The 21736-nt window shown below is 71.7% G+C and carries 21 protein-coding genes; 9 read left to right on the top strand and 12 right to left on the bottom strand.

Annotated elements, in window-relative coordinates:
• Positions 1-52 precede the first annotated feature (52 nt).
• Genes OG963_RS21155 through OG963_RS21145 form a run of 3 tightly spaced genes read left to right on the top strand, consistent with a single transcriptional unit; the run spans position 53 to position 2200 of the window.
• The gene (locus OG963_RS21155) at positions 53-508 is read left to right on the top strand and encodes a MarR family winged helix-turn-helix transcriptional regulator (RefSeq protein ID WP_093778291.1); all 456 of its coding nucleotides are present in this window, start codon (positions 53-55) and stop codon (positions 506-508) included.
• Positions 505-1377, top strand: coding sequence for an ABC transporter ATP-binding protein (locus OG963_RS21150; protein ID WP_371799327.1), 873 nt, complete (start codon positions 505-507; stop codon positions 1375-1377). The genes OG963_RS21155 and OG963_RS21150 overlap by 4 nt, the downstream gene beginning before the upstream one ends.
• Positions 1337-2200 carry an ABC transporter permease gene (locus tag OG963_RS21145; RefSeq protein ID WP_093778287.1) on the top strand — a complete coding sequence of 288 codons (864 nt, stop codon included), beginning with the start codon at positions 1337-1339 and terminating at the stop codon, positions 2198-2200. The genes OG963_RS21150 and OG963_RS21145 overlap by 41 nt, the downstream gene beginning before the upstream one ends.
• Before the next feature lies 1 nt (position 2201).
• Here OG963_RS21145 and OG963_RS21140 read toward each other — a convergent pair whose 3' ends face one another.
• Entirely contained in the window at positions 2202-3266 is a 1065-nt protein-coding gene (locus tag OG963_RS21140) for a tetratricopeptide repeat protein (protein ID WP_371799326.1), read from the bottom strand.
• On the bottom strand, positions 3263-4585 hold the full coding sequence (locus OG963_RS21135) for a 26S protease regulatory subunit (RefSeq protein ID WP_371799325.1): 1323 nt from the start codon (positions 4583-4585) through the stop codon (positions 3263-3265). The genes OG963_RS21140 and OG963_RS21135 overlap by 4 nt, the downstream gene beginning before the upstream one ends.
• A 401-nt stretch (positions 4586-4986) precedes the next feature.
• Between OG963_RS21135 and OG963_RS21130 the strand changes: the two genes are divergently transcribed.
• Entirely contained in the window at positions 4987-5613 is a 627-nt protein-coding gene (locus OG963_RS21130) for a TetR/AcrR family transcriptional regulator (protein ID WP_030926491.1), read from the top strand.
• Here OG963_RS21130 and OG963_RS21125 read toward each other — a convergent pair.
• Positions 5594-6328, bottom strand: coding sequence for a GDSL-type esterase/lipase family protein (locus OG963_RS21125; protein ID WP_371799324.1), 735 nt, complete (start codon positions 6326-6328; stop codon positions 5594-5596). The genes OG963_RS21130 and OG963_RS21125 overlap by 20 nt on opposite strands.
• Positions 6329-6387: 59 nt before the next feature.
• On the opposite strand from OG963_RS21125, the gene OG963_RS21120 reads away from it, so the two are divergent.
• The 3 genes from OG963_RS21120 to OG963_RS21110 all read left to right on the top strand — a co-directional run bounded on the left by OG963_RS21120 (position 6388) and on the right by OG963_RS21110 (position 8646).
• Positions 6388-7392 carry a hypothetical protein gene (locus tag OG963_RS21120; RefSeq protein WP_093778279.1) on the top strand — a complete coding sequence of 335 codons (1005 nt, stop codon included), beginning with the start codon at positions 6388-6390 and terminating at the stop codon, positions 7390-7392.
• A 50-nt stretch (positions 7393-7442) separates the two neighbouring features.
• Positions 7443-7994, top strand: coding sequence for a GNAT family N-acetyltransferase (locus OG963_RS21115; protein WP_093931104.1), 552 nt, complete (start codon positions 7443-7445; stop codon positions 7992-7994).
• 241 nt (positions 7995-8235) lie between these two features.
• Positions 8236-8646: a DUF4259 domain-containing protein gene (locus OG963_RS21110; protein ID WP_093778357.1), complete on the top strand. Its 411-nt coding sequence runs from the start codon at positions 8236-8238 to the stop codon at positions 8644-8646.
• A gap of 65 nt (positions 8647-8711) precedes the next feature.
• On the opposite strand, the gene serC is transcribed toward OG963_RS21110, so the two are convergent.
• The 7 genes from serC to OG963_RS21075 form a co-directional block, all read right to left on the bottom strand.
• Positions 8712-9830, bottom strand: coding sequence for a phosphoserine transaminase (gene serC / locus OG963_RS21105; RefSeq protein ID WP_093778275.1), 1119 nt, complete (start codon positions 9828-9830; stop codon positions 8712-8714).
• A gap of 93 nt (positions 9831-9923) precedes the next feature.
• Entirely contained in the window at positions 9924-11132 is a 1209-nt protein-coding gene (locus tag OG963_RS21100) for a cytochrome P450 (protein ID WP_093778273.1), read from the bottom strand.
• The gene (locus OG963_RS21095; RefSeq protein WP_371799323.1) at positions 11132-12385 is read right to left on the bottom strand and encodes a cytochrome P450; all 1254 of its coding nucleotides are present in this window, start codon (positions 12383-12385) and stop codon (positions 11132-11134) included. Before OG963_RS21095 ends, OG963_RS21100 begins: the two co-directional genes overlap by 1 nt.
• Complete coding sequence (locus OG963_RS21090) at positions 12382-13044, bottom strand: ATP/GTP-binding protein (protein ID WP_093778271.1); 663 nt, start codon at positions 13042-13044, stop codon at positions 12382-12384. The genes OG963_RS21095 and OG963_RS21090 overlap by 4 nt, the downstream gene beginning before the upstream one ends.
• Entirely contained in the window at positions 13025-13387 is a 363-nt protein-coding gene (locus tag OG963_RS21085) for a DUF742 domain-containing protein (protein WP_030926577.1), read from the bottom strand. The genes OG963_RS21090 and OG963_RS21085 overlap by 20 nt, the downstream gene beginning before the upstream one ends.
• Positions 13384-13824, bottom strand: a complete 441-nt coding sequence (locus OG963_RS21080) for a roadblock/LC7 domain-containing protein (RefSeq protein WP_093778269.1) — start codon at positions 13822-13824, stop codon at positions 13384-13386. Before OG963_RS21080 ends, OG963_RS21085 begins: the two co-directional genes overlap by 4 nt.
• Positions 13821-15263, bottom strand: a complete 1443-nt coding sequence (locus OG963_RS21075) for an ATP-binding protein (protein ID WP_093778267.1) — start codon at positions 15261-15263, stop codon at positions 13821-13823. Before OG963_RS21075 ends, OG963_RS21080 begins: the two co-directional genes overlap by 4 nt.
• A 285-nt stretch (positions 15264-15548) precedes the next feature.
• Between OG963_RS21075 and OG963_RS21070 the strand changes: the two genes are divergently transcribed.
• Complete coding sequence (locus tag OG963_RS21070; RefSeq protein ID WP_093778265.1) at positions 15549-18368, top strand: FAD-binding and (Fe-S)-binding domain-containing protein; 2820 nt, start codon at positions 15549-15551, stop codon at positions 18366-18368.
• Positions 18369-18488: 120 nt separating this feature from the next.
• On the opposite strand, the gene OG963_RS21065 is transcribed toward OG963_RS21070, so the two are convergent.
• The gene (locus OG963_RS21065) at positions 18489-19637 is read right to left on the bottom strand and encodes a serine hydrolase domain-containing protein (protein ID WP_371800313.1); all 1149 of its coding nucleotides are present in this window, start codon (positions 19635-19637) and stop codon (positions 18489-18491) included.
• A gap of 72 nt (positions 19638-19709) precedes the next feature.
• Positions 19710-20594 (bottom strand): LysR family transcriptional regulator, encoded by an 885-nt coding sequence (locus OG963_RS21060; protein WP_093778263.1) that lies wholly within the window; start codon positions 20592-20594, stop codon positions 19710-19712.
• A gap of 162 nt (positions 20595-20756) precedes the next feature.
• Here OG963_RS21060 and OG963_RS21055 point away from each other — a divergent pair, with 162 nt between their 5' ends.
• Positions 20757-21731 carry a DMT family transporter gene (locus tag OG963_RS21055; protein ID WP_093778261.1) on the top strand — a complete coding sequence of 325 codons (975 nt, stop codon included), beginning with the start codon at positions 20757-20759 and terminating at the stop codon, positions 21729-21731.
• Positions 21732-21736 lie beyond the last annotated feature (5 nt).

The raw sequence follows: 21736 nt of genomic DNA, 5'->3' as shown, positions 1-21736 counted from the left end.
CGGCGGTCATCACACCCGGCCGATACCTCGCCTACAGAGATAAAATGGACGTATGGCGGCGGGTGATCTACCGGATGAGCTCGCCGGACTTCTGCCCCGCATCCAGAGGCTCGCCCGGCGACGACTGTGGAGCGACCTGCCGGCTCCCAGGCTGCGCGGGGCACACGCCGAACTGCTGCGGGTGGTGGCCGCCGAGCCCGGCATACGTGTCTCGGCGGCGGCGCACGACCTCTGCCTCGCGGCCAACTCCGTCAGCACCCTGGTCAATCGCCTGGTCATGGAGGGGTTGTTGCGTCGCGAGACCGACCCCGGCGACGGGCGTGCCGCGCTGCTGTACCCGACCCCGGCAGGCGTCGCGCGGCTGTGGGAGTGGCGTGCCCGGCGCGACGCGCTCTTCCGTGAACACGTCGCGAAGCTCGACGCGGCCGACCGGGCCGCGCTGACCGCCGCGCTCCCGTCACTGCGCAGACTCGCGGACTCATTGCGCGAAGGGGAGGAGCCCCCGTGACCCCCGCTCTCAGCTGTACCGGTCTGACTTATTCCTTCGGTACGTCGAAAGCCGTCGACGGGCTGGACCTGCTGGTCCGCCCCGGCGAGGTCTTCGGCCTGCTCGGGCCCAACGGCGCGGGCAAGACGACCACCATGCGCGCGATCACCACCCTGCTGCCCGTGCCGTCCGGGGTCATCGAGGTCCTCGGTCATGACGCGGCCCGGCAGAAGATGGCCGTACGGCGCCTGCTCGGTTACGTACCGCAGCAGCTGTCGGCCGACGCCGGCCTCACCGGCCGGGAGAACGTCGCCCTCTTCGCCCGCGTCTTCGACGTGCCCCGCCGCCGGCGCGCGGCGCGCGTCGGACAGGCGCTGGACGCTGTCGGCCTCGGCGCCCAGGCGCACCGGCTCGCGGCCACCTACTCCGGTGGCATGGTGCGCCGCCTAGAACTGGCCCAGGCCCTGGTCAGCGCACCCCGGCTGATGATCCTGGACGAACCGACCATCGGCCTGGACCCGATCGCGCGCGACAGTGTCTGGGACCGCATCACGGAGATCCGGACCGGCACCGGGATGACGGTGCTGGTCACCACCCACTCCATGGACGAGGCCGATCAGCGCTGCGACCGGCTGGCCCTCATGCACCTCGGCAGGCTCCGGGCGCTCGGCACGCCCGCCGAGCTCAAGGCCGAACTGATCGAGCACCGCCGGGAGTCCGGCGAGACCGCCCTGCCGCCGCCGACGCTGGAGGACGTCTTCCGGTACCACTCCGGAAGCGGTCTGGACGACCGCGGCTCGGGCTCCGGCCCCGGCTCAGGTTCCGACGAAGGGAAGGGGGCGTTCCGCGATGTCCGCCGTACCCGTCGCACCGCATCACGCCTCGGCTGAACCCGGCTCACCCGACGAGCGATTCTCTCTCCTGCTGGACCCGCCGCCGTCCCGCACCGGCTGGCGCGTCGTCCCCGCGCGCGTCGCCGCGATGTGCGTCGTCGAAATGCAGAAGCTGCGCCACGACCGTACCGAGATCTACACCCGTGCCGTGCAGCCGGCACTCTGGCTGCTCATCTTCGGCGTGACGTTCTCCCGTATCCACGCCATCCCGACCGGCGGCGTCCCCTATCTCGACTTCCTGGCGCCCGGCATCATCGCCCAGTCCGCCATGTTCATCGCGATCTTCTACGGCATCATGATCATCTGGGAGCGGGACTCAGGAGTCCTGACCAAGCTCATGGTCACACCGACGCCCCGGACCGCCCTGGTGACCGGCAAGGCCTTCGCCGCCGGGGTGAAGGCCGTGATCCAGGCGGCGGTCGTCATCGTGATCGCCGCGCTGATCGGTGTCGGCATGACCTGGAACCCGTTGCGTCTGCTCGGCGTGGTCGTGGTCGTCGTCCTCGCCTCGGCGTTCTTCTCCTGCCTGTCGATGTCGATCGCCGGCATCGTCCTGACCCGCGACCGGCTGATGGGCATCGGCCAGGCCATCACCATGCCGCTGTTCTTCGCCTCCAACGCGCTGTACCCGGTCGCCCTGATGCCGGGCTGGCTCCAGGCCATCAGCAGGGTGAACCCGCTGAGCTACCAGGTCGACGCCCTGCGCGGGCTGCTCATCGGTACACCGGCCCACCTGGGGCTCGACTTCGCCATCCTCGCCCTTGCGGCGCTCGTCGGCATCGTCGCCGCAGGTTCGCTCCTCGGCCGGCTGGCCCGCTGAGCTACCGCGTGCGCGGACGGTCGAACCAGATCGTCAGCAGCGTCGGCCCGAGTCCCAGCCAGAACAGCACCTGCGGAACACCACGGTCCGTCCACGGCACCGCCATGACGACCACCGCGCACAGCGTCCCCACCGCCGCCTGCACCAGCACCAGCCGCGCCCAGAACATCCGCCGCAACAGCGACCGGACACTCAGCTGCACCCCCGCGCGCAGCTTCCGGTAGCGCCGCCACGCGCCGAACGCCCAGACCACCCCGATCAGCGCCAGTGCGTACAGCCGGGTACCGATCGGCAGCGGCAGATCGGGCCCGTCCCCGTCGGACGGGAACAGGTTGATCGCGGCACCCGCCAGCACCAGACTCAGCACGGCGAGCCACCGGGTGCCGCGCAGCATCTGGAACACGGCCCGGTCCAGCCCCATGCGCATGCTGTCGGAACCGGGGTCGGCGGCCAGCGCGGACGCGTACACCTCCGCCCGCCGCTCGGGCCCCGTGCCGGGCGCGGCGGCCTGTTTCTCGGCGAGCTCACGCAGCGCCCAGGCACTCGTCGGGTCGAGCCGCAGCGTCTCGCGGATCGCATGGTCCCGCACGTCGAAGGCCCCGTTGAGCAGCGCCGCCTTCCACAGCCCCTGGTACACCTCCGGCTCCTCGGGGGCCATCCGGACCGCCGTCTGCGCCAGCTCGAGCACCTCGGGCCAGCGCGGCTGCCAGGCACTGACCGCCTCCGAGAGCGCGATGACCGCCTGCCACGACTGCGGGGCGATCCGCACCGCCTCCTGGGCCGCCGCGAGCGCCTCGTCCCGACGACCGGTCCTGCGCAGCCCGTACGTCCGCACGATCCACGCGTCGCAGTCCTGCGGGGCGATCCGCAGTGCCTCGCCGGTCGTGGTGACGACGTCCTCGAACTCCCGCTCGCGCAGATGGCAGCGCGCCAGCCGCACCCAGGCCCGGAAGTCCTCGGGGTCCTCGGCGAGGCGCCTGGCCAGCAGGGCCTTCGCCTCGTCCAGCCGGTCCAGGCCGATGAGGGCGGCCGCCTGCGCGGCCAGAGGGTGCTCGGCCGTGGTCACAGCTTGCGCTTCCTCTTCAGGTAGGCGAGCAACTCGTCATACATTCCACCCTCGTTGGCGAACATCGCGACATTGCGCGCCGAGGCGAACCAGGGATCGGTGGACGGCCGGATCTCCTTCGCCGCACCCAGCAGATCCTTCATGTTGATCATCCGGACCACCCCGGTACGGGTCGAGTCGAGCAGCGCGCGCTCCGACGCGGATTCGCAGAGGTGGGCCAGATCGGCGCCCGACAGATCCTCGGTGACCTTGACCAGCTTGCCCAGGTCGACGGATTCGATCGGCCGGTCGCGCAGGTGGTAGCGGAGGATCGCCTCACGCGCGGGCGCGTCCGGCGGCAGGACGAGCAGGGTGCGGTCGAGCCGGCCGGGCCGTCGCAGCGCGATGTCCACGTCCCAGGGGACGTTGGTCGCGGCGAGCACGAACACGCCCTCGTTGGCCCCGCCGACGCCGTCGAGCTCGGTGAGCAACTGGTTGACGGTGTTGCGCATCCCGCCGTGCTGCATGCGACTGCGCTTGGCTCCCAGCGCATCCACCTCGTCCAGGAACAGCACGCACGGCGCCTGGCGGCGGGCGGTCTCGAAGACCTCGTGCATGTTGCGCTCGGAGTTGCCCATCCACATGTCGAGGACGTCGTTGATCGACACGGACATGAAGCTCGCCCCGAGCTCACCTGCGACGGCCCGTGCGATGAACGTCTTCCCGCAGCCGGGCGGCCCGTACATCAACAGCCCGCCCCGCAGGCTCTTCCCGTACAGCCTGCCCAGTTCGGGATTGCGCATGGGGGCGAGGAACGCGGCTTCGAGGCGCTCCTTGATCTCCTTCATGCCGCCGACGTCGGCGAGTGTGACGGTGCCGGGGGTGTCGACCTCCCAGGCCGTGGCGTCCCCCGGGTCGCCGCCGCCGTCCGCGGCGAGCGGTGCCTCGGGGGCGGTGGAGGTGGGGCCGGGGGTCACGAACCGTGGCGGTACGGCGTCCGCGACCTCGTTCTCGGCGGCCGCCCAGTCGAAGCCGGTGGGCGGGGCGGGGGCGGCGGGCACCTCCGGTGCCGGCTCCTGCGCCCGGGGCTTCTCCGGAATCGGCTCCGGCCCCGGCTGTTCGGCAGCCGGTGCGGGCAGGCCCATCGCCCGCATCATGAGCGTCCGCGCCCCCATGTCCCCGGGTGCGTGCTGCAACGCCACGGCGGCCTCGGCGACCGCGGCCTCGCTCAGACCCTCACCGAGCAACAGCTCGGCGAGATGCAGGCGCAGAGGGACATCGGTGGGAGCCGCGGCGACAGCGGTCCGCATGCTCTGGATCAGGGGCGACTCGGTGGACATGCCAACACCCTACGGAGCGGGTCCGACAGCCCACGACGCGGCCTCCGGCGCCGCCCGGCCCCTACTGCCGCACGGCGTACGGGAGGAAGTCCGGCCAGGCGGTGGCGGAAAGGGCGCCTGCCGACCAGGGGCCGGTCACGGCGGAAGTGACAACTCCGCTTCCTGCCGCCGGAAGGACGGGGCCGTGTCGGCAGGAGTGCGGCGGGCGAACGGAGTTGGGGCGGACTCGGAGCGCCTGTCGATCGGCGGGCGTCGAAGGCGTGGCGGATCCTCCGCTTGTGCGACGAAACGGGGAGAATGGCGGCGTTTCCTGGGTTGCCGCCCCGAGCCGGGATGTCGGGGCCGACGAAAGAGGACCTGTGGTGGATGCCCTGGTGAGCCGTGGAACGGGGACGGGCGAGGTGGTCGGGCCGGTCGGGACGGTCCATGCGATCGCCGAGGACCGTGCGCAGTGGCGTGGACGGCTGTTGCGGGCCGGACGGGCGCTGTTCGCCGCCTACGGCTACGCGAACACGACCGTCGAGCAGCTCTGCGCCGAGGCCAAGGTGCCGGTCCGGGCCTTCTCCCAGCAGTTCACCTCACGCGAGGCGCTGTTGATCGCACTGTACGACGAGGTGGCGACCCGCGGACTGCGCGCGTCCGAGGCGGTCCTGCTCTCCGACGGCATGGACGAGTGCTCGACCGAGGAACGGTTCCGTCGCCTCTTCGACGCCTATGTGCGGGCCGTCACGGCCGATCCGCGCGCCGCACGCGTGGCATTCGTCGAAGTGCTGGGCGTCAGCCGCACGGTGGACGAACACCTCGCGATGTGGCGGACGATGTGGTCGGAGTTCCTGACCTGCGAGGCCGAGCGCGCCGCGGAGCGGGGTGAGGTGGGGGACGGCGACCAGCGGGTCGCCGTCATGGTGATGACCCACTCGGTCGACGAACTCCTCGCCCACCACGGCCGGCGTCCGCGCCAGGTCACGCCCGACTGGCTGACCGATGAGCTGACCCGGCTCTCCCTGATCATGCTGGGCTCGCCGTGACGGTTCGCAGTTGTCCTCGATGATCGCCGGACGGGCTCGACATGTAGGGAGCGCCCAGGCCCCACGCCTGGTGCATCGCGTCGGCGAACGCCGCGGCCAGTTTCTGTTCGCCGGTGGGGCCGGGGTGCGTACCGTCGTAGGTGTCCGTGTGGATGTCGTACGTGGCCGGGCGCGACGCCAGCAGGATCGGGGACGTCGGCGCGTCGAGATCGGCGACGGCCTTCGCGAGCAGTTCGTTGAAGCGGTCGCACTCGGCGGCGAACGGGGTATCGGACTCGGCCCGGACGTTCGGTATCACCGGCAGGAGCACGGCCCTGATGTGCGGTGCGGCGGTGCGGGCGGCCTTGATGAACGCCCTTACGTTCAGGGCGGTCTGCTCGCTGTCCGTGTAGAACCCGAGGTCTATCAGGCCGAGCGAGACGAGCAGCACGTCCGCACGGGTCGCGGTGACCGTGTCCGCGATCACCGGGGCCATGTGCAGCCACCCCTCGCCCCAGCCCGCCAGATGGCGGCGGGCCTCGGCGGGGAACCCCGGGTCCCCGTAGGCGTACGAGACCGGGGTGTTCGTCGCGGTGTCGTACAGCTCGGTGCGCGGGCCGACGATCTCGTAAGGGCCGTCGAAGGCCGCTTCGAGGTGCTGCCACATGCGGTAGCGCCAGGTGAAGTCGCCGGCGCGCCCGATGGTCATGGAATCGCCGACGAACATGAAACGCATGGCGACATCATGGCGGATCAACGCGCCGGGCTGCGACGTGACGATGGACACTTGACCCCATGCGTTCGTATCTGACTGTCTCCGGCGCCGCCGCGCTGCTCGTCCTCGCCGGCGCGGCCGTGACCGCTGCCCCGGCCACGGCCGACGACGGAGCTGCCGACCGCAGCTTCACGATCGAGGACCCCCGGATCACCGAGTCCAGCGGCCTCGCCGCGAGCCAGGCCCACCCGGGCATCTACTGGACGCACAACGACAGCGAGGACGGTCCGTACATCTACGCCGTGGACTCCCGGACCGGGAGGACCGTCGCGACGATCACCATGCGCGGGGTCGGCGCGCCGCGCGACGTGGAGGCGATCTCGCTCGGGCCGGACGGCAACCTGTACGTCGGCGACATCGGCGACAACCTGAACGGCAGCTGGGACCACGTCTGGATCTACCGGTTCCCCGAGCCGAAGGTGCTGAAGGACGCGACGGTCCGGGCGACCCAGTTCGACGTGAAGTACGCGGACGGGGCGCGCAACGCCGAGGCGCTGATGGTCCACCCGAAGACCGGCCGCGTCTACATCGCCTCGAAGAACGAGGGCGGGGGCGGACTCTACGAAGGCCCCGCACGGCTCACCACCGGCCGGACCAATGTGTTCCGGCGGGTCGGGGAGGTGCCGTGGGTGACGGACGGGACGTTCTCGCCGGACGGCAAGGAACTGGTGCTGCGGTCCTACTTCAGCGCCCGTGGCTACGCGTTCGAGGACGGCCGGCTCGGCGCCGACCACCGTGTGGACGCGCCGCTGCAGGGGCAGTCCGAGTCCGTGACGTACACGGCGGACGGTTCGGCGCTGATGTTCGGCTCGGAAGGCGCGCGGAGCGAGGTGGTCCGGGTGGACGTCGCAGGAGCGCGCGGAAACGGCAGCGACTCCAAGTCGCCGTCGAAGGACGGCGGAGGCGCGTCGTCGGCCGGCGGCGCGGGCGGCCGTGAGATGAAGGGCAGCACGCTGGTCGGAGCGGCGCTGCTCGCAGCGGTGGGCGCACTCGTCTTCATGAACCGGCGCCGCAAGCGCGGCTGACGGACCGCACCCGAAGCCATCGGCAAGCGCCGCACGTAGGGTCGGGCGCTATGACGAACCACGGGCCCGAGGCCTTCTCCACCGAGCGGCTCGACGCAACTCCGCTGCGAGCCGCGCACGCCGAGGAGATGGCGACGGTTCTCGCCGACCCGGCCCTGCACACGTACACGGGCGGCGCCCCGGAGGACCTCGACACCCTGCGGGCCCGGTACACCCGTTGGGAATCCGGCTCCCCCGACCCTGCCGAACACTGGTGGAACTGGGTACTCCGGGTCCGCGCCGACGGCCGCCTGGCGGGCTGGGTCCAGGCCACGGTGGCGGGCCCGCGGGCCGAGATCGCCTGGGTGATCGGCACCCGGTGGCAGGGCCTGGGCTACGCGAAGGAGGCGGCGGCGGGGCTGGTGGCGCACCTGCTGGCCGGGGGCGCGGTCCATACGGTCGTCGCGCACATCCACCCCGACCACACCGCATCGGCGGCGGTGGCCGCGGCCGCAGGACTCGCCCCCACCGACGAGTGGGAGGACGGGGAGCGGCGGTGGAGCCGCACGGATGTCACTTCCGGTGCTGCCCGGCATCGAGCAGCTCCGCGACATCGAGGGTGACCTCGGCGCCGATGGAGGCGGGGAGCATGACTGCCTGCCGGGGTGGACAACCCTCAGGGGTGTGCGACTGCCGCTGCCGACATCGAGGGCGTCCCGATGGGTGGTGCCGAGAGCATCGGCGTAGGACGATGCCCCCGCATGTCCCGTTTGTGATCGTTCACTCGGTCGGGTGAACGAGCGGGACAGGCTCTTGTCAGTCGTCGTTGGCACGATGAACCGCATCACTGAGGGAGGGGTCGCCATGGGCGCCTGGGACATCGGTCATTTCGACAGCGACACCGCAGCGGACTTCTCGGGGGATCTGGACGACGTGCCGCAGGGCGCGCGTGCCGAGCTGATCCGGGAGGCTCTGACCGTCGTCGCCGGGACCCAGGACTATCTCGACTCCGACGAGGCCGTCGTGGCCGTGGCGGCGGCCGCCCTGGTGGCCGCGCAGTGCCCCGGCGGGGAGCCCGTGACGACTGCGTACGGGCCGGACGAGCCACTTCCGGAGCTTCCCCTGGAGCTGCGAGGCCTTGCGGTGCAGGCTCTTGACCGGGTGGTGACCGAGCCGTCCGAACTGCTCGAGCTGTGGAGCGAGGGCGGTCACGGCGAACCGTGGGAGGAAGGGATCGGCAGGCTCCGGACGGTCCTGGCGGAGGCGGCGGGGTGAGGAACGGCGAGGGGCCCTCGGTACGGATCCGTACCGAGGGCCCCTCGCCGTCGGACAGCTGCTCGTTACAGCTTCTCGATCACGTAGTCGATGCAGGCCGTCAGGGCCAGCACGTCCGCCGGGTCGATCGCCGGGAACATCGCGACACGCAGCTGGTTGCGGCCCAGCTTGCGGTACGGCTCCGTGTCGACGATGCCGTTGGCACGCAGCACCTTGGCGACCGCCGACGCGTCGATCTCGTCCGCGAAGTCGATGGTGCCGATGACCTGCGAGCGCTTCGCCGGGTCGGTGACGAACGGGGTCGCGTACTTCGACTCCTCGGCCCAGCCGTACAGGTTCCGCGCGGACGTGGCCGTGCGGCCGACCGAGAAGTCCAGGCCGCCCTGGGAGTTCAGCCAGGTCAGCTGCTCGTTGAAGAGGAACAGCGTGGCGAGCGCCGGGGTGTTGTACGTCTGGTTCTTCAGGGAGTTGTCGATCGCGGTCGGCAGCGAGAAGAACTCCGGGATGTGCCGGCCGGAGGCGTGGATACGCGCGGCGCGCTCCAGGGCCGCCGGGGAGAACGCGGCGATCCACAGGCCACCGTCGGCGGCGAAGCACTTCTGCGGACCGAAGTAGTAGACGTCCGTCTCGGTGACGTCGACCGGCAGACCACCGGCGCCGGAGGTGGCGTCCACCAGGACGAGGGAGCCCTCGTCGGCACCCGCGACGCGCTTGATCGGCATGGCGACACCGGTCGACGTCTCGTTCTGCGTGAACGCGTAGACGTCGACGCCCACCTCGGCCTGCGGCTCCGGGTGGGTGCCCGGCTCGGAGGCGATGACGCTCGGGTCGGCCAGCCACGGGGCGAGCTGGGCGGCCTTCGTGAACTTCGAAGAGAACTCACCGAAGTTGAGGTGCTGGGACTTCGTCTCGATCAGACCGTGCGTCGCGATGTCCCAGAAGGCGGTGGAACCGCCGTTGCCCAGGATCACCTCGTAGCCCTCGGGGAGGGAGAAGAGGTCGCGCACACCCTGACGCACCGAGCCGACCAGGTTCTTGACCGGGGCCTGGCGGTGGGACGTACCGAGAAGAGACGTTCCGGTGGCGGCCAGCGCGTCGAGCGCCTCCGTCCGCACCTTGGAAGGACCGGCGCCGAAGCGTCCGTCGGAGGGCTTGATGTCAGCGGGAATCTGGATATCGGCCACGAACCGGAGCGTAGTACCTGACGGACACGGTCGAGGACCGTGTCCGTCGGATGAGACACCCACTCCGGCCTGTGGAACACCTCGAACGGTGGATCAGCCCAGCTCGACCGGCAGGTCGTGCAGGTCGTTCTGGGTGACGATCGGCTTGTTCCGCAGCTCGGAGGCCGGGACGGCGAGCTCCAGATCCGGGAACCGCTCGTACAGCGCGGGCAGCGCCACCCCCGCCTCCAGCCGCGACAGCGCCGCCCCGGGGCACACATGCGGGCCGTGGCCGAACGCGATGTGGCGGTTGGGGGAGCGGGTGACATCGAAGTCACCGGCGGTCGGCCCGTACTGCGCCTCGTCGCGGCCGAGCGCACCGAAGGAGACGATCAGCGCCTCGCCCTTCGGCAGCACCTTGTCGCCGACTTCGACGTCCTCGGTGGCGAACCGGATCAGCACGTGCGAGGTCGGGGTGTTCCAGCGCAGGGTCTCCTCGATCACGTTCTCCCACGGCACCTCCCCGCCGAGTACCTGCTTGCGCTGCTCGGGGTGGGTCTGGAGGGCGACGACCGCGTTCACGATCAGGCTGATCGTCGTCTCGTGACCCGCCGCGATGATCAGCTGCAGGGTGTTGACGATCTCCTCGTCGGTGAGGTGGTCGCCGTTCTCGGAGGCCGCGATCAGCGCGCTCGTCAGATCGTCGCCCGGGTTCTCGCGCTTGGCGTCGACGATCTTCGTGAAGAGGGCGCCGAGGTCCGCCATCATCTGCGGGACCTCCTCCGGCGGCGTCTGCGTCGAGAAGAACTTCTCGAAGAGCTCCTTCAGCCGCGGGTGGTCGGCACCGTCCACGCCCATCAGCTCGCTGATCACGTTCATCGGCAGCGGGTACGCGAACTCCGCCTTCAGGTCGACCCGCTCGCCCCGGGGCAGCGCCGAGAGCCGGTCCAGGCTCGCCGTCGTCAGCGCCTCGATGCCGGCCCGCAGCCGCTCCACCCGCTTAACGGTCAGTGCCTGCGCGACCAGGGTGCGCAGCCGGCGGTGGTCCGCGCCGTCGACCGTCAGCATGGAACGGCCCGGGTTGGCGAGGCCGATCAGCGGCCAGTCCATCGGTATCTCGCCACGCTGCCAGGCGGTCCAGACGTTGATGTCCTTGACCACCCGGCTGTCGGTGAGCAGCTGCCGCGCCTCGGCGTGGTGGGTGACCGCGTAGCAGTGCACCCCGCCGGGCAGCTCCACCTCGGCGAGCGGGCCCGCCGCGCGCAGCCGGGCGCTCTCGCCGTCGAGGTCGGCGACGAAGGGGTCAAGCGCGATCCGGGTCATCAATGGCCTCCAAGGGCGGGAGTGGGAGTGAACGTCACGGGCAGGTCGGTCAGGCCACGCAGCCACGGTGACGGGCGCCGGGTCAGGTCTTCGGCGGGGGCGGCGAGGTCGAGGTCAGGCAGCCGGTCCAGCAGCACCTCGATGCCGGTGCGGGCGATGACCTCGGCGGTCTCCTGGGCCGGGAACGGGCAGCGGTGCTCGCCGTGGCCGAAGGAGAGGAACGCGTTGTTGCCACCGGTCAGTGACGAGCCGTCGGTGCGGACCTGCGGATCCCCGTTGGCGGCGGCGATGCCGAGCAGCAGCAGGTCGCCCGCCTGGATGTGGCGGCCGCCGAGGTGGGTGTCGCGCGACGCCCAGCGGCCCGCCACGTTCTGCGTCGGGGTGTCCTCCCAGAGGACCTCGTTCATCGCTTCGGCGACGCTGTGCCGGCCGCCCGACAGGGACGCGGCGAACCGGTCGTCGGTGAGCATCAGCCGCAGCGAGTTGCCCATCCAGTCGGCGGTCGGCTGGTGGCCCGCGGCCATCATGACCATCAGGTCCTGGACGATCTCCTCGTCGGTGAAGCCGCCGGGGTCGGCGAGCATCCGGGTGGCGACGTCGTCGGCGGGCTCGGCGTGCTTGTCGACCAGCAACTGGATCATGGACGAGGCGAGGTGCTGCTGCCCGGCGAGGGCCCGCTCCCTGCCGTCGATCATGTCGTTGATCGAGCCGACGAGCGCGAATCCGGTGTCACTGCCGAAGCCGTAGATCTTCGCCAGGACGAGCGCCGGGAGCAGCATCGCGTAGTCGGCGATGATGTCGGTCCCGCCCTTGGAGCAGAACCGGTCGATGAGCGTGTCCGCGAAGTCCTCCGCGTACCGCTTGAGCGCGAACGGGTCGACGGCCTCCAGCGCATTGCTGATCATCGCGGCGCGCTCGGTGTGGCGCGGTCCGACCGTGTACAGGATCGACGGCTGCTTCCGGCCGATCATCGGCAGCAGAGGCCAGTCGTCCGGGATCCGGTCCCACTGGTTCCACAGGTCGGAGTCGCGGCTGAACAGCACCGGGTCGTTGGTCAGCTGGTGCAGTTCGCGGTAGCCGAGGACGAGCCAGGCGGGTACGTCGCCGTCGAGGACGACAGGCGCCACGGCTCCGTGGTCTCGACGCATCTCCCGGTACAGCCGGGTCGGTTCGGTCTGGAACCGGGGGCCGGAGAGCGGCGCGGGGCCGTGCGGGACGGGGCAGCCGGCGGGGGGCGCCGGGGGCTGGGTCACGAGCTGGGCTCCGGGGTCTTCTGCGGTGCGGGTTCCGGCGCGGTCCCCGGACGGGTGGCGGACGGGGCGGGCACCTTGCCCTGCGCGAGCGCATGGAGGTGCTCGACCAGCGTGATCAGTACGTACTTGCTCGACGAACGGTCCCGGGCGTCGCACTCCACCAGGGGTACGTCGTCCGAGAGGTCGAGCGCCTCACGTATCTGCTGTTCGGTGTGGAGCGGGCCGCCGAAGTCGTTGCACGCCACGATGAACGGCGTGCCGTGGTGCTCCAGGCGGTCGATCGCGTACCAGGAGTCGGCGAGCCGGCGGGTGTCGACGAGGACGACGGCGCCGAGCGTGCCCGAGAACAGACGGTCCCACAGGAACCAGAAGCGTTCCTGACCGGGGGCGCCGAACAGGTACAGCACCGAGCGTTCGTCGAGCGTGATCCGGCCGAAGTCGAAGGCGACGGTCGTGGACGACTTCGCGTGCACTCCGTCGAGACGGTCGACGGTCTCGCCCGCGCGGGTCATGGTCTCTTCCGTGTTCAGCGGACGGATCTCGCTGACGGAACGGACCATGGTGGTCTTGCCGACCCCGAAGCCGCCGACGACGACGATCTTCAGTCCGTTGTCGGCCGTCGCCTGCAGGGCGGAACGGTCAGAGGTTACGGAGTCCAACGAGCACCTGTTCCAGGATGTCGGGGTCGGGGAACCGGTCCGCGACACGGGCGGTACGGGGGTGACGGGCGCTGATCCGGCCGGTGTCCAGCAGATCGGACAGCATGATCCGGACGATGCTGACCGGCAGGCCGAGGCCCGCCGCGATCTCCACGACCGCGGTGGGGCGCTCGCACATGCGCAGGATGGTGACGTGCTCCGACTGCATGCCGGGGGACGGCTCGCATTCGGAGACCACCAGCGTCACCAGGTCGAACGCGTCCGAATCGGACCGGCTGCGGCCACCGGTGAGGGTGTACAGCCGGTCCGGACCGTCGTCCCGGCCGGGTCGGGGGCGGGTCATACGTCGGCGGTCGCGTCGACGGTGGCGGCCGGGTCCGAGGGGGAGCGCGGCGGGGCGCTGAGGTGCTCGCCGAGCTGCTCGACGAGTTCGCTCATGTTGTGCCCGATGAGGCCGACATCGGCGTCCTCGGAGGCGACGACCGCGAGATGGGCGCCCGCGCCCGCCTCGACGATGAACAGCACGCCGCCGTAGAACTCGGCCATCGCGGACCGTACGCCGCCGGTGCCGTCGCCGAACTCGACGGACGCGCCGTGCGACAGGCTCTGGATGCCGGCCGAGATCGCGGCCAGCTGGTCGGCCTGGTCGACGGAGAGCTCGGGGGTGCGGCACAGCTTGAGGCCGTCCCTGGACAGGACGAGGGCATGCCGGGTACCGGGGGTGCGCTCCAGGAGCCCCTCCAGCAGCCAGTTGAGCTTCTCGTCGGTGGTCGCGGTCATCGGGTGTTGCCTTCCGGGTGCGGGGAATTGGGCCGTACAGCCTGGCGGAAGCTGCTGAAGCGCGCTCCCTGTTCCTTGGGGTCGGCGGTACGGGGCCGGGGAGTTGCGTCGGCGCCGTCGGTCCGGGCGCGGGCCTCGGCGGCGGCGAGGGTGCGGCCGCGGGTGCGCCTGGGCAGTCCGCTGTCGCCGGTGACGGGCTCGGGCTCGATGCCGGCGCCGGTGTCCGTCCCGGGCTCGGTGCCGGTGTCGGCCTTCGGCGCCGTGTCCGCCGCGTCGTGGGCGGGTTCCGGCCGGGCGGCCGGCGCGTGGGTCGCCGGGTCGGCCGGGGCGGGTGCGGGGACGCTCACCGGGGTCCGGGTGATGAGCTCCTGGGGGAGCATCATCAATGCCCCCGTGCCGCCCCGCGCGGACGGCCGGAACGACACCGTCAGACCGTGCTTACGGGCCAGTCGGCCGACGACGGCCAGGCCGAGCCGGGTGCCCGACAGGCCGGTCAGGTCCTGGTCGGTGGCGGACACCGCGCGTTCGGCGCGCCGCAACTGAACATCGCTCATCACCAGGCCGCTGTCCTCGACCGTCAGCACGACACCGGCCGGCACCTCCTCGACGTACACATGGACTTCCGCGGTGGGCGGCGAGAAGTTGGCAGCGTTGTCGAGGAGTTCGGCGAGGGCGTGCATGACGCCCTCGGCGGCGTGACCGGCGATCGCGACATCACTGGTCGAGTGGAGACGTACCCGCTGATAGCCGCCGATCCGGCCCATCGCACCGCGCAGGATGGACTCCATCACGATCGGCTTCGCCCACCGACGCCCGGAGCGGGCACCGGTCAGTACGGCGATGGAGTCGGCCACCCGGCCGACCTGGGCGGTGCGGTGGTCCAGATGCAGCAGATCGCCGAGGATGTCCTCGGCGGAGTGCCGGTGCTCCATCTCACGCAGGTCGGCGAGCATGCTCGTGGCCAGGGCCTGCATCCGGCCCGCGGCATTGGCGCACGCGGCGACCGCGGCGGAGCGCTCGGTGGCGCTGCGGGCCGCGCGGGCGGTCAGCTGTTCCACGTCGGCGCCCAGCCGGGCGGTCTCGGCGGCCGCCTGCTCGGCGATCCGGGCGGTCTCGGCCGTGGCGGCGGCCTTGATCCTGGCCGTCTCCGCGGTGAACCGCTGGGCCTCGGCCGCGGACGACGACACCAGCCGCGAGGTCTCCGCGGTGAACCGCTCGGCCTGCGCCGCGTGACGCGCGCGCAGCAGGCGCATGGTGGCCCGGGCGTGCACGGCGGCGGCCACGGCGACCGAAAGGAGCACGGCGGCGGCGCCCGCCCCCCAGGCCAGCGGGGTCCTTACCGAGGCGGGGGCGGCGCCGACCGCCCACAGGCAGCAGGAACCGGTGACGGCCGCCGAGACCAGCAGGGCCAGTGCGGTCGGCCGGGATGAGGAGCGCAAGCGGAGTCCTTGGGGCGGACGGTGACGGACAGGGCGGATCGGGACACTTCGGCACGGGAGAGGGTGAAGGCGTAACTGGAGCTGATAATTCCTAATCAAGTCGAGGTCACTATATGAGAATTGACGATCTGTTTGGGAAGCGCTTGCGGCTTTCTTTGTTACGTATGCGACCGCAGGGCTGACGTATTCCGACGTATTCCGACGTACTGACGTATTCAGGGGAAACGCGAGGGGTGGCGGCTCCAGTGGCCAGGTCGGCGGGACGATCGGCGGCATCCTGGGCGTATGACCGACGAGCAGACGCGGACCTCTCTTGTGCGGGCCCTCTCCGGCGCGGTGCGCGGAGAGGTGGAGTTCGACGCCACCGCACGGGCGCTGATGACGATGGACGCCTCCAACTACCGTCGTGTACCGCTCGGCGTCGTCGCCCCGCGCGACGCCGACGACATCGTCGCCGCGCTCGCCGTCTGCCGTGCGCACGAGGTGCCAGTGGTGCCGCGCGGCGGCGGGACCTCGATCGCCGGGCAGGCCACCGGCACCGGTGTGGTCCTGGACCTCACCCGCCATCTTCGGTCGATCGTGGAGCTGGACGCCGGGGCCCGCACGGCCGTCGTCCAGCCCGGCGTGATCCTGGACGACCTGCGCCGGGCCGCCGCACCGTACGGCCTCACGTTCGGCCCGGACCCGTCCACGCACAGTCGCTGCACGCTCGGCGGGATGATCGGCAACAACTCCTGCGGCTCGCACTCGGTGGCCTGGGGCACCACGGCCGACAACGTCGAAGCCCTGACCGTCGCCCGCTACGGCGGCGACACACTGCGGCTGGGCCGGGGCCGCTGGGACGGCGCCCCCGCCGGGCTGCGCGAACTGGCCGACAGCCATCTCGCCCTGCTGCGCACCGGCTTCCCCGAGCTGCCGCGCCGGATCTCCGGGTACGCCCTCGACGCCCTGCTCCCGGAGCGCGGACCGGACCTCGCCCGCGCCTTCTGCGGCAGCGAGGGGACGCTCGGGGTGGTGACGGAGGCGACCGTACGGCTGGTCGAGGCCCCCGAGGGCCGCGCCCTCGCCGTACTCGGGTACGCCGACGAGTCGGCGGCCGCCGAAGCCGCCCCCGGCCTCCTTCCGTACTGCCCGCTGACGGTCGAGGGCATGGCAGCCGATCTGGTACGCGAACCGGCCGGTCTGCCGCGCGGCGGAGCCTGGCTCTTCGTCGAGACGGGTGGCGCCACCCCGGCCGAGGCACGGGCACGCGCGGAACAGATCCTGCGGGCGGCCGACGCGGTGGACGCGACCGTCGTCACCGACCCGGCCGGGCAGCGCGCCCTGTGGCGCATCCGGGAGGACGCATCCGGCACCGCGACCCGGATGCCCGACGGCAGCGAGGCCTGGCCCGGCTGGGAGGACTGCGCCGTGCCGCCCGCCCGCCTCGGCCCCTACCTGCGCGAATTCCGCGCCCTGCTCACCGCCCACGGACTGCGCGGCACACCGTACGGGCACTTCGGCGACGGCTGCATCCATGTGCGGATCGACTTCGACCTCCTGAGCGGTGACGGCGTGGCCCGGTTCCGCAGCTTCTCCGAGGAGATGGCCACGCTCGTCGTCGCGCACGGCGGCTCACTGAGCGGGGAACACGGCGACGGGCAGGCCCGGGCCGAGCTGCTTCCGCGCATGTACGGGGACGAACTCGTCGCGCTCTTCGGTCGGTTCAAGGATCTCTGGGACCCCGACGGCGGCATGAACCCCGGGATGCTCGCCCGACCGGCCCGCCTCGACGAGAACCTCCGCTTCGACGTCCTGCCGAGGCGCCCGGTGGACGTCACCTTCGGCTACCCGCACGACGACGGCGACTTCTCGGCCGCCGTACGGAGGTGTGTCGGCGTCGCGAAGTGCCGTACGGCGCAGCCGCCGGGTGCGGGCGTGATGTGCCCGTCGTTCCGGGCGACCGGCGAGGAGGAGCACTCCACCCGTGGCCGGGCCCGGCTGCTGCACGAGATGCTCGCGGGTGAGGTGATCACGGACGGCTGGCGGTCGAAGGAGGTCCGGGACGCGCTCGACCTGTGCCTGTCCTGCAAAGGATGCCGCAGCGACTGCCCGGTGGGCGTGGACATGGCCACGTACAAGGCGGAGTTCCTGCACCACCACTACCGGCGGCGGCTGCGCCCCGCCGCCCACTACGTGATGGGCCGGCTGCCGGGGTGGCTGCGGCTCGCGGCCCCGTTCGCGCCCGTGCTGAACGCGCTGGCCCGGATCCGCCCGCTCGCCGCACTGGCGAAACGGCTCGCGGGCGTTGCTGCGGAGCGGACGATTCCGGTTCTGGCGGGGGAGACGTTCACCCGGTGGGCGGCCAAGCGCAGGCGCCGGGGTCCGGTACTCCTGTCGGGCGACCGGGTGGTGGCGGTCTGGCCGGACACCTTCACCGACCATCTCTCCCCGGAGGTCGGCAGGGCGGCGGTCCGGGTCCTGGAGGCGGCGGGCCGGACAGCCGTGCATCCGGGGCGGGGTGTGTGCTGCGGGCTCACCTACGTATCCACGGGCCAGCTGGACAAGGCCCGCAGGGTCATGCGCCGCACGCTGGACCGGATGGGGCCCTCCCTCGGCGACCCGCTCGTCGTCCTCGAACCGAGCTGCGCCGCCACCCTCCGTACGGACCTCCCGGAACTCCTCCCCGACGACCCCCGCGCCACCGAACTTGCGGCATCCGTACGCACGTTGGCGCAGTACTTGGAGGAGTACGCCCCCGACTGGCAACCGCCGCGCCTGGACCGCCCGGTCGCCGGCCAGACCCACTGCCACCAGCACGCGGTCCTGGGCGACGCGGCGGAACGACGGCTGCGCGAACGCGCCGGACTGGACGGGGAGCTGGCCGGTGGCTGCTGCGGACTGGCGGGGAACTTCGGTTTCGAACGGGGCCACTGGGGGGTGTCGGTGGCATGCGCGGAGGAGCAGTTGCTGCCGTCGGTACGGAGTGCGGAACCCGGCACGGACATCCTGGCTGACGGCTTCTCCTGCCGGACCCAGCTGGCACAGCTGGCAGGCGTGCGGTCGAGACACCTGGCGGAGCTGCTGGCAGAAGGCCTGAAGGGTACCGACACCCACCCGATCTGACCCACGTGCCCGCGGCAGCGCCCGAGCCCGTGCGGCGATCGAGCAAGGAGGCCCGGGGGCGGAGTTCCGGGTTCGGGAAGGGGCGGGGTGGGGAGCGGAACATCCCCGCCCCACGCGCTGTCAGCGCGTGGCGACCGCCCGCACCACCGCCGCCACCAACCGCTCGTTCTCCGGCGCCGCCCCGCCGGGAAAGGCATAGCGCCGCCGCGTGTACCCGTACGCCACCCCACTGGCCGGATCGGCAAGCGCCTGCGACCCCGCCGCGCCGCAGTGCCCGAACGCCCTCTCGCCCAGCGACGGATACCGCACGGCCGGCCGCTCGAAGCCGAGGCCGAAGTGGTCCTCCTCGCCGGTCACCAGGTCGGTGCCCACCGCGTGCAGCCGGGTGAACTCGGCGAGCGTCTCCGCCTTGAGCAGCGGAGCCCGGCCGTCCACCTCCGAGATGGCGGCCTCGTACATCCCGGCCAGCCCGCGCGCCGATCCCACACCACCCACCGAGGCCGGGCCGAGCGCCCGCACGGACGGTTCGTTGATCCACGTGATCAGGTCGGTCGGGTAGTTGAATGCGACGGCCCTGAGGCTCTTCGGATCGATCGCGTCGAGCGCGAGTGCGGCTGCCTGCTCCGGCGTGGGCGCCATCGGCCGGACGGCGACGTAGCGTGCTTCGAGCGCCTCGGGCTGCCCCAGAAAGAAGTCCAGCCCGTACGGGGCCCTGATCCGCTCCTCGAAGAGCTCCTGGATCGACCGCCCGGTGACCCGGCGCACCACTTCACCGGTGAGGGCCCCGATCACCAGGCCGTGATACCCGTACGCCGTACCGGGCGTCCAGAACGGCTTCTGCTCCGCCAGCCGGGCGGCGAGCAGCCGGTCGTCGGCCAGCTCCTCGTCGCTGAACCCGCCCTCCACCCCGATCGCTCCGGAGGCGTGCGCGAGCAACTGCCGCAGGGTCAGCGCGTCCTTGCCCTCGGCGGCGAAAGCGGGCCAGTAGGAGGCGACCGTACGGTCCAGGTCGAGAACGCCGTCCTGGACCAGCAGCGCGACGACCAGGTGCGCGGCGCCCTTGGTGGACGAGTACACGGCGAGCAGTGAATCGGCCTCGATCCCGTCCCCGGCCCAGAGATCGACGACCGTCCGGCCGTGCAGCCGCACCGCGAGCTGGGACCCGGGCTCGGTGGTGTCCTCGGCGAGTACGGCGGTGTAGGTCTCCCGTACGCCTTCGAAGCCCGGTGCGACCGTGCCGTGCACGGTGATGTCGTTCGGCAAGGTGATCCCCCAGATGGCGGCCGGCCTGTGTCCGGCTTTCAAAGCACCCCAACTGCCTTGCCGGGCGGGGAAATTCCCTTAACCGGTGATGTCTTCCCCGATGATCTCGCGGGCCATCGCGGCGAGCTTCGGCAGCGCCGGGTGGCCGGGTGCGTCGCGGCGGGCGAGCAACAGCGGCACGGTCGGGGCGTCGACGAGCGGGCGGTACGCGACCCCGGCGTGCGGATGCATGTCGGCGGTGGAGGAGACCGACACCCCGGAGCCGCGCCCGGCGGCGATGGCGGTCAGCCAGTCGTCGGTGTTGGCGACGGTGAGGGTGGCGGCGGGGCGGGCGTGCGGCGGCCACAGGCCGACCGTGGTGGTGCCGGAGACGGTGTTGAGGACGACCGTGCCGTCCGCCAGATCGGCGAGGCGGAGCGTGGCGTGTGCGGCGAGGGGTCCGTCCGCGGTCACCGCCGCCACCCGGTCCTCGCTGAACAGCACCTCGGTGACGAGCCCCGGCGCGTCGACGGGCCCGCGCAGCAATGCCGCGTCGACCTCGCCGCGGGTGAGCCCGGCCGTGCGGTCGTCGATCCGCAGCAGTTCGAGAGGGGTCTCCGGGTACCGCTCCTGCCAGCTGCGGAGCAGCGGTGTGGTGTACGGGCCGAACGCGGACCAGGCGTGTCCGAGCCGCAGTGGCCAGTGGCGCAGGCCACCGGAGTCGACCGCCTCGTCGAAGGCGGCGACCGCGGCGGCCGCCTTGTCGCGGAAGACGACGCCCTCGGGGGTCAGGGCGAGGTGATGGGTGGAGCGGTCCACGAGCCGGACACCGAGATGCTGCTCAAGGGCGGCGAGGGTGCGGGAGACGGCGGGCTGGGTGAGCCGGAGCGCGGCCGCGGCGCGGGTGACGTTGCCCGCGTCGGCGACGGCGAGGAAGGCCCGCAAGTGGCGCAGCTCGACGCCGCGGCCCTGTCCTGTGCTCATGCGTCGGCAGCATAACGGGAGCGCATTCGGCATTTCACGCGCCGCGCGGAGGTCTCTACGGTAAAGAAAACATCCACGCCACAAGAGTGCAGTATCTTCAATCATGAAGTGCAATACAGTGCACTCGATCCCACTCAGCCCCTCGAGGACGAAGGCCGCCACGTGAACGACCAGCGCAGTGCCGCAGAGCCGGCCGCAGCAGCCGTCGCCGTACCGGAGGCGGTGTCCGCCCTCGACGGGGCGGGCTCCGCGCGTCCGGTGCGTCCCGGCGGCCGCAGGGCGGCGCTCGCGCCGGTGGCCCTGGTGGTCGCGGGCGGCCTCTCCGTGCAGTTCGGCTCGGCGGTCGCGGCCCTGCTGATGCCGAGGGCCGGTGCGCTCGGAGTGGTCACGCTCCGGCTGGTGGTCGCCGCGGTCGTGCTGCTGGTCGTCTGCCGTCCGAAGCTACGCGGTCACTCGCGGGCAGACTGGGGCACGGTGGTCGCGTTCGGCATCGCCATGGGCGCCATGAACATGCTCTTCTACCAGGCTCTCGACCGCATTCCGCTGGGTGCGGCCGTCACCCTGGAGGTGCTCGGCCCGCTGGCGCTCTCGGTGATCGCCTCCCGTCGCCTGATCAACCTCGTCTGGGCGGGGCTCGCGCTGGGCGGGGTGTTCCTGCTGGGCGGCGGGGGCTTCGACCGGCTGGACCCGCTCGGCGCGGCGTTCGCGCTGGGTGCGGGGGCGATGTGGGCGACGTACATCGTCTTCAGTGCCCGCACCGGCCGCCGCTTCCCGCAGGCCGACGGTCTGGCCCTGGCGATGGTGGTCGCCGCAGTGCTGTCACTTCCGCTGGGCATCCTGGAATCGGGCGCGAAACTGGTGGTCCCGTCGACACTGGCGATGGGCGCGGCGGTGGCGCTGATGAGCTCGGTGCTCCCGTACACCCTGGAACTGATGGCGCTGCGCCGGCTGCCCGCGCACACGTTCGCCGTACTGATGAGCTTGGAACCGGCCATCGCGGCGACGGCCGGATTCCTCATCCTCGACCAGGCCCTGACCGCCACCGACGCGCTGGCGATCGCGCTGGTCATCGGGGCGAGCATGGGCGCGGTCCGCAGCCAGGTGGGCGCCGGCCGCCGCACGAAGGCGGACTCCTAGGGTCT

This window comes from Streptomyces sp. NBC_01707, assembly GCF_041438805.1.
Taxonomy (GTDB): domain Bacteria; phylum Actinomycetota; class Actinomycetes; order Streptomycetales; family Streptomycetaceae; genus Streptomyces.
Note: the sequence above shows the minus strand (reverse complement) of the source record. Positions and strands in the feature narration are given on the sequence as shown.